This is a genomic window from Brevundimonas sp. KH_025, from assembly GCF_057839885.1.
Genome location: NZ_CM174501.1, coordinates 678,459 through 691,463 on the forward strand (window position 1 = coordinate 678,459; position 13,005 = coordinate 691,463).

General features: G+C 68.7%; 16 protein-coding genes. 5 read left to right on the forward strand and 11 right to left on the reverse strand.

Translation table 11 applies throughout. The annotated features are described in order from the left end of the window. Nucleotides 1–71 precede the first annotated feature (71 nt). From AC3IS2_RS03450 to AC3IS2_RS03470, 5 genes are all read right to left on the reverse strand, one after another. Nucleotides 72–1,118, reverse strand: a complete 1,047-nt coding sequence (locus tag AC3IS2_RS03450) for a glycerophosphodiester phosphodiesterase (protein WP_489199279.1) — start codon at nt 1,116–1,118, stop codon at nt 72–74. A 205-nt stretch (nt 1,119–1,323) separates the two neighbouring features. Then, nucleotides 1,324–2,130, reverse strand: coding sequence for an inositol monophosphatase family protein (locus AC3IS2_RS03455; protein ID WP_489199280.1), 807 nt, complete (start codon nt 2,128–2,130; stop codon nt 1,324–1,326). A 138-nt stretch (nt 2,131–2,268) separates the two neighbouring features. Beyond that, entirely contained in the window at nt 2,269–2,835 is a 567-nt protein-coding gene (efp, locus tag AC3IS2_RS03460) for an elongation factor P (RefSeq protein WP_489199281.1), read from the reverse strand. 135 nt (nt 2,836–2,970) lie between these two features. Beyond that, the gene (locus AC3IS2_RS03465) at nt 2,971–3,216 is read right to left on the reverse strand and encodes a helix-turn-helix domain-containing protein (protein WP_292084284.1); all 246 of its coding nucleotides are present in this window, start codon (nt 3,214–3,216) and stop codon (nt 2,971–2,973) included. Then, nucleotides 3,216–3,713, reverse strand: a complete 498-nt coding sequence (locus AC3IS2_RS03470; RefSeq protein WP_489199282.1) for a DUF2975 domain-containing protein — start codon at nt 3,711–3,713, stop codon at nt 3,216–3,218. The genes AC3IS2_RS03465 and AC3IS2_RS03470 overlap by 1 nt, the downstream gene beginning before the upstream one ends. Nucleotides 3,714–3,806: 93 nt before the next feature. Here AC3IS2_RS03470 and AC3IS2_RS03475 point away from each other — a divergent pair, with 93 nt between their 5' ends. After that, nucleotides 3,807–4,742 (forward strand): ABC transporter ATP-binding protein, encoded by a 936-nt coding sequence (locus AC3IS2_RS03475; protein ID WP_489199283.1) that lies wholly within the window; start codon nt 3,807–3,809, stop codon nt 4,740–4,742. Continuing rightward, nucleotides 4,742–5,467, forward strand: coding sequence for an ABC transporter permease (locus AC3IS2_RS03480; RefSeq protein WP_489199284.1), 726 nt, complete (start codon nt 4,742–4,744; stop codon nt 5,465–5,467). The genes AC3IS2_RS03475 and AC3IS2_RS03480 overlap by 1 nt, the downstream gene beginning before the upstream one ends. A 62-nt stretch (nt 5,468–5,529) precedes the next feature. Here AC3IS2_RS03480 and bfr read toward each other — a convergent pair whose 3' ends face one another. Both bfr and AC3IS2_RS03490 read right to left on the reverse strand, forming a co-directional pair. Beyond that, nucleotides 5,530–6,030: a bacterioferritin gene (bfr, locus tag AC3IS2_RS03485; protein WP_489199285.1), complete on the reverse strand. Its 501-nt coding sequence runs from the start codon at nt 6,028–6,030 to the stop codon at nt 5,530–5,532. A 169-nt stretch (nt 6,031–6,199) separates the two neighbouring features. Then, a complete protein-coding gene (locus tag AC3IS2_RS03490; RefSeq protein ID WP_105563100.1) occupies nt 6,200–6,385 on the reverse strand; it encodes a (2Fe-2S)-binding protein in 186 nt (61 codons plus the stop codon). 122 nt (nt 6,386–6,507) lie between these two features. Here AC3IS2_RS03490 and thiE point away from each other — a divergent pair, with 122 nt between their 5' ends. The 3 genes from thiE (at nt 6,508) to AC3IS2_RS03505 (ending at nt 9,717) form a co-directional block, all read left to right on the forward strand. Then, nucleotides 6,508–7,167 carry a thiamine phosphate synthase gene (gene thiE, locus AC3IS2_RS03495; protein ID WP_489199286.1) on the forward strand — a complete coding sequence of 220 codons (660 nt, stop codon included), beginning with the start codon at nt 6,508–6,510 and terminating at the stop codon, nt 7,165–7,167. A gap of 64 nt (nt 7,168–7,231) precedes the next feature. Next, complete coding sequence (locus tag AC3IS2_RS03500) at nt 7,232–8,911, forward strand: sensor histidine kinase (RefSeq protein ID WP_489199287.1); 1,680 nt, start codon at nt 7,232–7,234, stop codon at nt 8,909–8,911. Nucleotides 8,912–9,291: 380 nt separating this feature from the next. Then, the gene (locus AC3IS2_RS03505; RefSeq protein ID WP_489199288.1) at nt 9,292–9,717 is read left to right on the forward strand and encodes a T-complex 10 C-terminal domain-containing protein; all 426 of its coding nucleotides are present in this window, start codon (nt 9,292–9,294) and stop codon (nt 9,715–9,717) included. A gap of 4 nt (nt 9,718–9,721) precedes the next feature. Here the strand turns inward: AC3IS2_RS03505 and AC3IS2_RS03510 are convergent, their stop codons facing one another. The 4 genes from AC3IS2_RS03510 to AC3IS2_RS03525 all read right to left on the reverse strand — a co-directional run bounded on the left by AC3IS2_RS03510 (nt 9,722) and on the right by AC3IS2_RS03525 (nt 12,947). Beyond that, nucleotides 9,722–10,057, reverse strand: coding sequence for a VOC family protein (locus tag AC3IS2_RS03510; protein WP_489199289.1), 336 nt, complete (start codon nt 10,055–10,057; stop codon nt 9,722–9,724). Between the two features lie 230 nt (nt 10,058–10,287). Continuing rightward, entirely contained in the window at nt 10,288–10,800 is a 513-nt protein-coding gene (eco, locus tag AC3IS2_RS03515) for a serine protease inhibitor ecotin (RefSeq protein ID WP_489199290.1), read from the reverse strand. Between the two features lie 55 nt (nt 10,801–10,855). Continuing rightward, nucleotides 10,856–12,046 carry a thiolase family protein gene (locus tag AC3IS2_RS03520; RefSeq protein ID WP_489199291.1) on the reverse strand — a complete coding sequence of 397 codons (1,191 nt, stop codon included), beginning with the start codon at nt 12,044–12,046 and terminating at the stop codon, nt 10,856–10,858. Between the two features lie 73 nt (nt 12,047–12,119). After that, nucleotides 12,120–12,947, reverse strand: a complete 828-nt coding sequence (locus AC3IS2_RS03525) for an acyl-CoA thioesterase (protein ID WP_489199292.1) — start codon at nt 12,945–12,947, stop codon at nt 12,120–12,122. Nucleotides 12,948–13,005: the final 58 nt, after the last annotated feature.

Consider the following 13,005-nt stretch of genomic DNA (forward strand, 5'->3'; position numbering starts at 1 on the left):
CCCAAGGCGCTGACCGTCGTTTTGAGCGGTCCCGGCTCTCCGCTTCGCTACGGCCGGGATGACGGGAGCAGTTAGCGCGCAGCCACCGCCGCGCCGGGGTAGTCGCTGAACACGGCGTCGACTCCGAGGGCGTAGAAGGCCTTGAGATAGGCGGTCAGGTCGCCGTGGTCGGCGAGGGCGTCGCCGTGGCGGCGTTCCAGCGGCAGGAAGAAGTTCTCGGCGCGGAGGGTCCAGACCACGACCTTGAGCCCCGCCGCATGGGCGTCGGCGACGAGTGAGGTGGCGGATAGGCTGCGGGCCATGTCGTCGCGCGGCAGGATCAGGCCGGTCTCGACCCCGACGGCTTCGGCGTAGGCGGCGACGGCGCCGAGGCCCTCAAGCGTGCTCATGGCGGCGTAGGTCAGGTCGGGGCGGTCGGCGGGGCCGCCGTAGACGCTCATCAACTGCAGCAGGGGGGCGTCGATGCGGGCGTTCAGCCGTTGCAGCGGCCCGACCTCGAAGCACTGGATCAGGATGGGGGCGTCGGCGCCGGTCAGGCCGTGGCGGTCCAGCGCCGCGACGAAGGCATCCTCCATCGGCAGGCCGATGCCGGCGAAATAGGCGGGGTGCTTCAGTTCCGGCGCGACGCCGATGACCCGGCCGGTGCGGGCGCTGGCCTCGCGGGCGATGGCCACGACCTCGTCGAAGGTCAGGATGGGCTCCTGGCCGTCCCAGGCGGTGTTGGCGGGGCGGAGCAGGGGCAGACGCTCGCGGGCGCGCAGGGTCTTCAGCTCGGCCAGGGTGAAGTCTTCAGTGAACCAGCCCGCGGCCTCATTGCCGTCGATGGTCTTGGTCGTCCTGCGGGCGGCGAATTCGGGGCGGTCGGCCACGTCGGTCGTGCCGCCGATCTCGTTCTCGTGGCGGACGACGAAGGCGCCGTCGCGGGTCATGACCAGATCCGGCTCGATGACATCCGCGCCTTGTCCGATGGCCAGAAGATAGGCCGAGGCGGTGTGCTCGGGGCGTTCGCCGGAGGCGCCGCGATGGGCGATGACCTTGGCGACGACTGGAGGGACGGGCGCAGACATGGCCGGGGTTCCGCTGAGGACGAGGGCGGCGGTCAGGATGAGACGGATCATGCCTTGAGGGTAGGGGCATGACGTGACGGGCGCGTGATAAAGCGATCCTCCCCTGCGTAGCGGGGGAGGGGGACCATGCGCAGCATGGTGGAGGGGGCGAGCTAGAGATTGTTCGGGAAGAAATATCGAGGGCGGCGGCTGTAGCCGCCCCCTCCACCGCCTGCGGCGGTCCCCCTCCCCCGTGAACGGGGGAGGATCAGAGGCCTTACGCCGCTTGCAGGATCTTGCGCAGTTGCGGGTGCAGTTCCGGGTTGGCGGCGACGATCTGTTTGCCGTTCTTGGGGTCGCCGTCGATGTCGATGGTGGTGACGGCGCCGCCCGCTTCGGTGACGAACAGGATGCCGGCCGCCACGTCCCAAGGCTGCAGGTTACGCTCGAAGAAGGCGTCGTAACGGCCGGCGGCGACCCAGGCGAAGTCCAGCGAGGCGGCGCCCAGGCGACGGATGCCGGCGACGCGCTGGCCGACGGCGTGGATGTCCTTGATGGCCTGGGCGTGGCCCGCCTTGCCGATGAAGGGCAGGCCGGTCGCGATCAGGCTCTCGGACAGGTCACGACGGCCCGAGACGCGGATGCGTTGGTCGTTCAGGTAGCAGCCCTTGCCCTTTTCGGCCCAGAACAGCTCGTTCATCACCGGGTTGTAGGTGACGCCGGCGACGATCTCGGACGAGCCGTCGGGGTGCTTGCGCTCCAGGCCCACCGTGATGGCGAAGTGGGGCATGGCGTGCATGAAGTTGGTGGTGCCGTCGATCGGGTCGACGATCCAGGTGTGCGACTTGTCGGTGCCTTCGATCAGGCCGCGTTCCTCGCCGAGGAAGCCGTAGCCGGGGCGCGCCTTCATCAGCAGTTCGTAGAGGGTGTCTTCGGCCTTCAGGTCGGCGGCGGTGACGAAGTCGCCGGGGCCTTTGCGCGAAACCTGCAGCTGGGCCACTTCGCCGAAATCGCGAAGCATGGGGCGGGCTGTCTTGCGGACCGCGCTGATGATGACCTGAACGAGGGCGGAGGCGAGGGCCATGGGGAGTTCTCCTGGTCCGGCTGTCCTTGAAGGCCCTGTCGGCCCGGAGAGACGGAGAAGCAAAAGGGGCGCGGACCATCCGCGCCCCTGTAGATACGTCTTATAGCGCCCGACCTTGGCCGGGAAAGACGGTGTTTGTTAGTCCGCGCGGCGGACGTATTCGCCAGTCGAGGTGTCGACGATGATGCGCTCGCCGGCCGACATATAGGGCGGGATCATGATGCGGACGCCGTTGTTGGCGATCGCGGGCTTGTAGGACGACGAGGCCGTCTGACCCTTCACGGTCGGCTCGGTCTCGGCGACTTCCAGCGTGACCTGTTCCGGCAGTTCCAGGCCGATCGGACGGTCTTCATGCATCTCGATGATGACCTTCATGCCCTCTTGCAGATAGGGGATGCGCTCGTCGCCGACCCAGCCCTTTTGCAGTTCGATCTGCTCGTAGGTGGCGTCGTCCATGAAGACCAGGCTGTCGCCGTTGTCGAACAGGTAGGAGAAGTCCTTCTGTTCCAGGGTGACGCGCTCGACCTTGTCTTCCGAACGGAAGCGTTCGTTCAGCTTGTTGCCGGTTTCGAGGTTCTTGGCCTCGACGTTGGCGAAGGCGCCGCCCTTGCCGGGCTTGACGTGGCTGGCCTTGGTGACGACCCAGAGGCCGCCATTGTGCTGCAGGACCATGCCGGGCTTGATGTTGTTGCCGTTGATTTTCATAGAAACCGCTGGATCTGAGGGCTGGAGGCGGCCCGGCCGCATCATGGGCGGGCGCGCGAAATCGCGGCGAGCCGTAGAGGAACAGCGGAAAAAGGGCAATGGGGGCGCTGATCGGCGATTGATCAACCGGGCCCGTCAGTCCGCCTCATCCCCGCCGGGCGGCTCCAGATCGGCGGGATCGAGGTCGTAATCCAGCAGGTCGCCGGGGCGGCAGCCCAGGGCGGCGCACAGCCGGGCCAGGGTGCGGAAACGGATGCCCTTCACCTTGCCGGATCTGAACAGCGAAAGTTGGGTCTCGCTGAGCCCGACCTGGGCGGCGAGATCGCGGGCCTTGATCCCCTTGGCGACGATCAGGGCGTCGAGGGTGACGCGGACGGCCATCAGATCATCTCGTCCAGCTCGGCCTGAACGGCGCCGGCCTGATCCACCACCCGCCCCAGCAGGAACAGGGCGCCGCCGATCATGCCCAGGGTCATGCCGGCCACGTCGAAATGCAGGTAGCCGCCCTTGGTGTGGCCGATCACCCGCAGCAGATTGGTGACGACGAAGACGCTGATGACGCCGCCGACGCCCAGCGCCAGCCCGACCCGGCGCAGGGTCGAGGCCAGGGTGGGCTGGATCAGCCGTCCCTTGGCCAGTTGCCCCATGCCGCTGCCGATCGACCAGACGCCGAACAGGTAGCAGAGCGCGGGGGCGATCCAGATCACCGAGGCGGCGACCTCGCGGCCGCCGACCAGCGTTGGGACGCGCACCCACAGCATGAGCGGGGCGAGCAGGTTGGCGAAGGTCAACAGCAGCCCCACGCTGGCCACCATGAAGACCGCCAGCCAGCGATACTGGCCGCACAGGCGGCGGAAGCGGTCGAGATCGCGTGTCATGGGGTTCTCCGAATCTGACTGATCTTTAATCTTGACTTAAAGATCGGCGCTTTGCAACTTTATGTAAGAATTAAACGACAGGAGGCGCCGGACATGGCGGCGACGATCGAGACGGAGGGGCTGACGCGGCGTTTCGGCGCGCGGACGGCGGTGGATGCGGTGTCGATGACCGTGCCGGATCAGGCGGTCTATGGCTTCCTGGGCCGCAACGGCGCGGGCAAGACGACGACGCTGAAGATGCTGCTGGGTCTGATCCGGCCGTCGGCGGGCGCCGCGCGCGTCGGCGGCGTCGATGTGGCGCGCGACCGGATCGGCGCGGCGCGCAAGATCGGCGCCCTGCTGGAGGCGCACGGCTTCTACGGCAATCTGACCGGACGCGAGAACCTGGATCTGAGCCGCCGACTGCTGGGTCTGCCGGTCAGCGAGATCGACCGGGTGCTGGGCGTGGTGGAGATGCGCGCCGACGGCGGTCGCCGGGTCGGCGGCTATTCCCTGGGGATGCGGCAGAGGCTGGGGCTGGCGCGAGCCATGTTGGGCGCGCCGCCGGTGCTGGTGCTGGACGAGCCGACCAACGGCCTGGACCCGGACGGCATCGCTGAGATGCGCCGCTTTCTGCGCGATCTGCCCGCTCGCACCGGGGCGACGGTCCTGCTGTCCAGCCACCTGCTGGGCGAGATCGAGCAGATCGCCACCCATGTCGGGGTGATCCATCAGGGGCGGCTGGTGCTGGAAGGCGACCTGGCGGCGCTGAAGGCGGCCGAGGCGCCCGAGATTCATCTGCGCGTCGATGACCGCCAGCGGGCGGCCGCCGTGCTGCAGAGATGGGACCTGACCTTGTCCGAGAGCGCCGACGGGATGGTCGCGCGGCTGCGACCGGGCCAGGATCACGACGAAGTCGCGGCGGGGATCAATCGGGCGCTGGTGGAGCAGGGGGTCGGAGTCTTCGCCTTCGGCGCCCGCGGGCGCTCGCTGGAGGGACTCTATCGCCAGGTCACTGAAAACACTCACCCCATGCCGGAGGCCGCGTGATGCTCGCTGTCCTGTCTGTCGAAATGCGCAAGCTGAACCGGTCGCTGGCCCTGCTGCTGGCCCTGGCCGCCCCCAGCCTGATCGCAATCTTCGCCTTCTTCATGATGTTGCGCGCCAAGCAGCCTGCGCCGTGGGAAATGTGGATGGGGACGGGCTCGGCGATCTGGGCCTATTTCATGATGCCGATGAGCGTGACGGCCCTGACCGCCCTGGTCGCGCACATGGAGCACGGGCCCAAGTCCTGGGATCACCTGCGCGCCCTGCCGATCCCGCGCTGGAAGGTGTACGCCGCCAAGGCGATCTGCGTCATCGGTCTGGTGGTGCTGATGAGCGCGGGGGTGCTGGCGCTGTCGGCGGGGGCGGTGTCGCTGGCGGCCCTGATCAAGCCGAGCGTGGCGCCGACGGGCGCGTTTGACCTCGTGGCCTATGCCCGGGTCCTGGGGCTGATGGCCGTGGCGGGGACGCTGATGATCGCCATCCAGTTCTGGGTCGCCATGCGTTTCGCCAGCTTCGTGCCGGCCCTGATCGTCGGCATCGGCGGCACCTTCTTCGCCGTGGTGGCGACCGCCGCCAAGCAGGGCGTCTTCATGCCGTGGCAGATGCCGGTCAACGTGCTGGCGGGCGAAGCCTGGCGGATGCAGACGGCGCTGGGGCTGGGCGGCGGGTTGGGCCTGATCGTGCTGATCCTGGCCGTGGCGCACCTGGCGCGACGCGAGGTGCTCTAACCAAGGAAAAGGGGCGGCCGATGATCGGCCGCCCCATCATCTTGCGGACGTTCGGCGAGCGATCAGCCGCCGGTGGCGCCGCCGTCGGTCTTGATCTCGCTCATGGCGGACTGGAGGTAGTTCTGGGCGCCCATCAGTTCGATCAGCTTGTGCTGGTTCTCGAGGAAGTCGACGTGCTCCTCGGTGTCGGCCAGGATCTTCATCAGCAGGTCGCGGCTGACGTAGTCGCGGGCTTCCTCGCACTGGGTGACGGCGTCGCGGGTGGTGGCGCGGCTGTCGATTTCCAGCTTCAGGTCGGCGCCCAGGCATTCGATCGGATCTTCGCCGACCTTGAGCTTGTGCAGGTCCTGCAGGTTGGGCAGGCCGTCGAGGAAGAGGATGCGCTTGATCAGCATGTCGGCGTGCTTCATCTCGCCGATCGATTCTTCGTAGATGACGTTGCCGAGGTGGGCCAGGCCCCAGCTCTCGAACATGCGGGCGTGCAGGAAGTACTGGTTGACCGCCGTCAGCTCGTTGGTCAGCACCGCGTTGAGGGTGCGGATGATCGCCGGATCGCCCTTCATGGTCGTCGCCTTTCGTCGTCGGCGGCGGAACGGACGCCCGGGCGGCGTCCAGACTCGATCCACGGCCTGTCGCGAACGCTTTTACCACGGCAGAGGCGGCGAAATTTATTTGCGAGTATTTATCACTGCATTGATAGTGCGAGTGAATTTCGCCTTTCGGCGCGCCGGACTACTCGGCGGCCAGGGCGAAGGCGGCCTGAGTGTCCTGAATCATCTGGCGCATTTCGCAGACGCACTTGGCGCATTGCGGAGCGCATTGATTGGACGCGAAAATATCCTTGGGACGGGTCGCGCCGGCCTCGATGGCTTGGGCGACGTCACGCTGGCGAAGGCCGTTACAGTTGCAGACGTACAAGGCGGCAAGCCCCGAAGCAGTTACTGAGAATGGCTCGCTATAGCATTTATTAAGGCGAGTGCAAATCGTTCGCATGGGGTTGCGACATTGACGCCCGGCGCGGGGACGGGCAGGGCGGGGACATGGCACGTCAACCCTCGCTCCCGCCCCGTCCGCCCTGTCAGCTGTATCTGATCACGCCGCCGGTCATTGCGGACCTGGACGTCTTCGCCGGTCTGCTGGAGCAGGCGCTGGCCGCCGGCGAGGTCGCAGCCCTGCAGATCCGCCTCAAGGACGCTTCGGCCGATCAGATCCGCGCCGCCGTGGCGCGGCTGGCGCCCATCGCCCAGGCGCACGGCGTGGCGGTGATCCTGAACGACCGCCCGGACCTGGCGAAAGCCACCGGCTGCGACGGGGTTCACGTCGGCCAGGACGATGCGCCTGTGGCCGAGGCGCGGCGCATCATGGGGCCGGACGCCATGATCGGCACCACCTGCCATGACAGCCGCCACCTGGCGATGGAGGCGGCCGAGGCGGGCGCGGACTATGTCGCCTTCGGCGCCTTCTTCCCGACCGACACCAAGGAAACCACCCATCGGCCTGAACTGATCGAACTGACCATCTGGCAGGAGACGATGGAGACCCCGTGCGTCGCCATTGGCGGCATCACGATCGAGAACGCCGCTCAGGTGGCGGCCGCGGGGGCGGATTTCGTCGCCGTCAGTGCAGGCGTCTGGAGCCATCCGGCAGGCCCGGCTGCGGCGGTTCGCGCGTTCAACACTGTTCTTGAAAGCGCCTTCTGACTTCAGAGGATGTTTAGGAAGCTCGGCCAGGATGGGGTGTTAGTCGCGTATACCGGACCCGATCATGACTATGAGCCGCGCGCTCGACAGGCCTGAATACGTCATCGACGCTGAGGCGGCGCGCGGCCCCGCCGCCGTCGCCGCTGCGCCGAACGCCAGCTTCTTCCGGCAGCCGTTGGCGCCGATCCTGACTGCGGTCGGCGTGACGGTGCTGGTGGTTCTGGCGATCAGCTTCGCCCGCACCAACGGTCTGGTCGCGGCCCTGTGGGGCGCGGGCGGCCTGGCCATGGCGGTCTGGCTGCGCGGCGGCCGCGGCATGGCCTATGACTTCGGCTTCGGCGCCCTGGTGGTCACAGGCGTGCTGGCGGGCGAGTTCCTGGTCGGCAACGGTCCGGTCCTGTCGGCCATGTTCACGGCGTTGAACCTGCTGGAGATCACTCTAGCCGTCGTGCTGACCCGCCGGTTCGTGCCGGGTCTCAACGTCGGCAACGTCGAGGGGTTGGCCCGGTTCCTGGCGGTCTGCGCCGCTTCGGCGCTGCCCGCGGCGATTCTCAGCGCGATCCTTCTGGAGATCATGGTCGGGGCTGACCTGCTGGACGGCTTCCGGATCTGGTGGTTCGGCCATTCGCTGGGCTTTGCGGTGATCGGCGTTTTCGGCCTGACGTTCCAGACGCGGCATCTGACGATTCTCCGCCAACCTGCGCGTCTGGCCGAAGGCGCCGTCCTGTGCGGCCTGATCGGCGGCGCCTGCTACGCGATCTTTTCCCATCTGAGCCTGCCCTACGGCTTCCTGTTGTTGCCGCTGCTCGTCTTGATGGCTGTGCGGTTCCGTGTCGCGGGCATCGCCACCGCCTTGTTGATCGTTTCGGTCATGGCGATCGGCGGGACCATGGCCGGCCACGGCCCCTATCATGCGTTTGACTCCGAGCAGCGGGCCTTGCTGGCGCAGCTTCTGGTGCTGCTGGGCTATATGCCGATCCTGATGGTCGCCGCCCTGTTGGAGGAGCGCGACCGCCTGGCGGAACGCGCCCGCGCGGGACGCGAGCGCGCCGAGCGGGCCTCGGCGGCCAAGTCGCGGCTGCTGGCCAACGTCGCCCATGAGATCAAAAGCCCGGTCGGCGGCATCATCGGCATCGGCGAGCTGTGGGCCGGCGGTCAATTGGGCGACACCTCGGCCAGCCAGATCGAGATGGCGCAGATGCTGGTCAAGACGGCCCGTCAGGTCGAGGCCCTGGCCCACGATCTGCTCGACGTGGCGCGCGCGGAGTCCGGCGCCGTCAAGGTTGATCTGCGTCCCACCGATGTGGTCGGGGTGCTGGAAGACGTGCGCCGCGCCTTGTTGCTGAAGCCCGAGGCCGCAAGCATGAGCATCGGCCTGGTGGTCGAGGGCGACGCCCTGATCGCCCAGGCGGACTCGCAGCGGCTGGCTCAGGTGATCGGCAATCTGGCCAATAATGCGATCAAGTACGGCGCGTCGGGCGGTGTGGTGCGGCTCTGCGTGCAGTGGGTCGATGGACGGGTTCGGATCGAGGTTCGCGACCGTGGCCCCGGACTGTCCGTGGAGAAACAGGCGCAGTTGTTCGAGCCCTTCAACCGGCTGGGGCTTGAGCGCTCGGCCATCGAGGGGCACGGCATCGGCCTGGCCCTGGCCAAGCGGCTGACCGAGCTTCAGGGCGGCGAGATCGGCGTGATCTCGGCGCCCGGCGAAGGGGCGACCTTCTGGGTTGAACTGGCGGCGGCTTGACCGCTTCGCGCCCTCCGCGCCAAGGTCGGACGATGAGAATCTTGCTGACCGCCTCCGCCCTCCTGATCTTTCCGGCTTCGGCGCTGGCGCAGAATCCCAGTGCGGAGGAACTGACGCGGCTGCTGAACGGCGCACCGCCCGCCGCCCGTCCCGCACCTCAGCCTCAGCCTCAGCCTCAGCCGCAGCCGCAGCCGCAGCCGCAGCCGCAGCCGCAGCCGCAGCCGGCGTCTGCTCGCCCAGCCCAGGTCCCGGCCCAGCGTCAGCCGCCGTCCTCTGCATCGAACGCCGCCCCCAGGGCAGTCCCGACCCCGGCGCCGGCGCCGGCGCCCGCCGCGGCGGCAGCAGGTCGTGCGTCGAGCCTAGCGACGCCGGTTGCGCCCGTGCGGCCGGCGCCGCCCTCGACGGCCCCGGCCCCTGTGCGAGCTCCGGCGTCACCGGCGCCCGGCGCGCTCAGCCCAGCCGCGGTCGCGGCCCTGCCGTTCCGCATCGACCTGCCGACCGGGTTCCAGTTGTTCGAAGGCCGGGGCGCGCCGGACGCCAAGGTCTGGTCCGTGCGCAAGGCCGGCAAGACCTTCGCCATGATCTATGCTGGGCCGTCGTCGCAGTTTCCGATCTATGACGGCGAGCAGGTCCAGGCGACGGGCCGGATCACGGTCGTCGTGCCCGATGGGACGCGCCGGATCGCCATGGAGCACCTGTTCCAGCGCCCGACCGCGCCGGCCGAGATTCACGTCTGGCTGATGAGCCTGGACGGCGCCGATCGCGACGCCGCCGAGCGCATCGCCCAGTCGGTCGATCCGAAGTAGGGCCTCAGGTCTCGGACCAGACCGCCAGTTCGTTTCCGGACGGGTCGCGGAAATGGAACCGCCGTCCGCCGGGGAAGGCGAAGATGGGGTGGATCACTTCGCCGCCCGCCGCCTGAACCCTGGCCAGCATGGCTTCCAGATCGTGGGCGTAGAGGATGGGCAGGGGCTTGGGCGTCATGGCCTCGGTGGTGAAGCCGCCGTCCAGGCCCTCGCCAAAGGCGGCGTAGTCGGGGCCGTAGTCCTGAAACACCCAGCCGAAGGCGGCGGCGTAGAAGGCCTTGTGCGCCGGCATGTCGGCAGCGGGCAGTTCGAGGTAGTCCAGTTTTCCGTCTTCGCGCATGGCGAGGCTCCTTGGGCTGCGAACTTGACGCTTGCACGACCGCCCCATCTGCGCAAACCTGCAAATGGTTCGCAGATGCAGGAGTCGGCCATGATCATCCTGAGCGCCGGATGCGCCTCGTTGGCTTCGCTCATGCGCCAGGATGCGGGGGCGAGTGCGGGTGCGGAAACGACACGGGCGCCGGTCGAGACTGACCGACGCCCGCGCCTGATCTCCATGAGCGGCGGGGATCAGCGCGCCGTCTGGGTCTCGCCCGCACGCCAGATGCGATAGCGCACCTCGACGTCGCTCGGCGCATAGACCACGACCGGCAGGCGAGAGTTGTAGCGGATCAGCGGCTGCTCCTGCGTCGTCACGAAGGCCTGACGCTCCGAGCCGGGCGGGCAGGCCATCAGGGTGCTGGCGGCGTTCCCCAGGGCGGGCAGGACGTAATAGTCATAGCCCCAGCCCTCGGCCGTGCGGGTCTCCAGACGACCGCCGAAGAACTGGCGGTTGCAGTCCGCCGTCTGGGTCTTGCCCAGGATCAGTTCGACCTTGAGCGCGCTTTCGTCGGTCTGGGCCGGCAGGGTGATGACGTGGCGGGTCTGGCCCGCCGCCGCGGCGGGGAAGGCCTTCAGGGCGTCGGCCGCGCCGGTCTGAGCCGAAGGCGTGCTGTCGGTCATGGTGCTTTCAGCCTGAGCGGTGGCGCAGGCGGTCAGCGTCAGGGCGGCGACGCCGGCGAAGAGGATGGAGGGGAGTTTCATGGGGGGGGAGGTCTCCACGGCCAAGGTTAGCGTGACCGTGGAGAACGCAGTCGGATCAGACCAGTTCCACGGCCATGGCCACGGCTTCGCCGCCGCCGATGCACAGCGAGGCCACGCCCTTCTTGCCGCCGCGCGCCTGCAGCGCCGCCAGCAGGGTGGACAGGATGCGCGCGCCCGAGGCGCCGATGGGGTGGCCCAGCGCCGTGGCGCCGCCGTTGACGTTCAGCTTGGCGCGGTCGATGCCCAGTTCCTGCTGCGCGATCATGGCGACGACGGCGAAGGCCTCGTTGACTTCCCACAGGTCCACGTCCGCGACCGACCAGCCGGCCTTCTTGAGGGCCTTCTGCATGGCCGGGACCGGGGCCGTGGTGAACAGGCCCGGCTCATGGGCGTGGGCGGCGTGGGCGACGACGCGGGCGACGATGGGCAGACCCAGGGCCTTGGCGGTGCTTTCGCGGGTCATGACCAGCGCTGCGGCGCCGTCCGAGATCGAGGAGGCGTTGGCGGCGGTGATGGCGCCGTCCTTGGTGAAGGCGGGACGCAGGGTGGGGATCTTGGCGGCGTCGGCCTTGCCGGGCTGTTCGTCCTCGCTGACCGTGACGGGACCCTTGCGGGTGGCGACCTCGACCGGGACGATTTCGGCCTTGAAGGCGCCCGAGGCGATGGCGGCCTGGGCGCGGGTCAGGCTCTCGATGGCGTATTCGTCCATCTGTTCACGGGTGAACTGATACTGGGCGGCGGAGTCCTCGGCGAAGACGCCCATGGCCTTGCCGGGGGAATAGGCGTCTTCCAGACCGTCCATCATCATGCTGTCGACGATGACGTCGTGGCCGATGCGGGCGCCGCCGCGGTGCTTGTTCATCAGGTAGGGGGCGCCGCTCATCGACTCCATGCCGCCCGCGACGATGACCTCAGCGGTGCCGGCCAGCAGGGCGTCGTGCGCCATCATGGCGGCCTGCAGGCCCGAGCCGCACATCTTGTTCACCGTCGTCGCCTCGACGTGCTTGCCCAGGCCCGCGCCGATGGCGGCCTGACGCGCCGGGGCCTGGCCCAGACCGGCGGGCAGGACGCAGCCCATGAAGATCTGCTCGACCCTTTCAGGGGCGACGCCCGCGCGCTCGACGGCGGCCTTGACGGCGGCGGCGCCCAGGTCGGTGGCCTTGACCGGCGACAGCGCGCCCTGGAAGCCGCCCATGGGCGTGCGGGCGAAGGAGACGATGACGACGGGATCGGATGCGGCGGTCATGGGAGCGTTTCCAGTATGAATCGTTTCGCGGGGGATTAGGGGAGGCGGAGGGGCGCTGGCAAGCGGTGCGGCCTTAGAGCAGCTTGCGACGCTGGCGGGCCAGTGCCAGCGGGCGGCCGTCCGCGCCCCAGGCTACGGCTTCGTCCATCGACCAGCCGAGGCCGTGATCCAGCAGCCGGTATTCGAAGAAGGCCCAGCCGTCGGGCGCGGTCTGAGGCGTCGGATCGGCAAGGAAGTCGTAGCGCAGATCGACGCTCGTCATCATCGGCGGCGCGCGGAAAGCGGTCCAGGCCGGGGGATACAGCGCGTCCAGCAGGTAGCAGAGCCGCAGTTCGTCCAGCGGCGCGCCGTCGCGGGTTCGCATCCAGACGCGCTCGACGGCGGGCTTGCCTTCGTTGCCGCCGAGGATGTTGGGGCCGCCGTCGAAGCGATAATCGACGTGCTGCGAGAAGCGGGGGGCCATCGGGCCGCTGAGGCCGGGCGCGTCACTGTCCAGCGAGGGCGGCGGGGCCAGAAGGGGGCTGAGGGTTTCGGCGCTGTCGCTGTCGGCGCCATAGGTGGCGCTGGCGTGGTGGGTCAGTTTCGAGCCTTGCCCGCCCTCGACCACGGCATAGGCGACGTTGCGGCCGCCGCGCAGCAGGCGGGGGCGGAAATGGATCGGCTGGCCGTATTTGGCGGCGGCCAGGTATTGGACGGTCAGGCTGCGCAGCGGCGCCTTGATCTCCAGCCCCTGACGCATGGCCCCGGCGCACAGGGCCGCCAGCAGGCCGCCGAAGGGGAAGCCCGCCTCGGGCGGGGCGGCGATGGGGCCGTTGGAGAATTCGCCGGACAGGTGGGCGGCCAGCCCCTGATCGTCGGGCGTCAGGGCCAGGGCGTCGTGCAGCAGGTCGGCTTCGGTCATCGGTCCACGCAACTGGCGAAAGAGGCGGGCGGAGACTGAAGCGTCGCCGCCCGCAAGT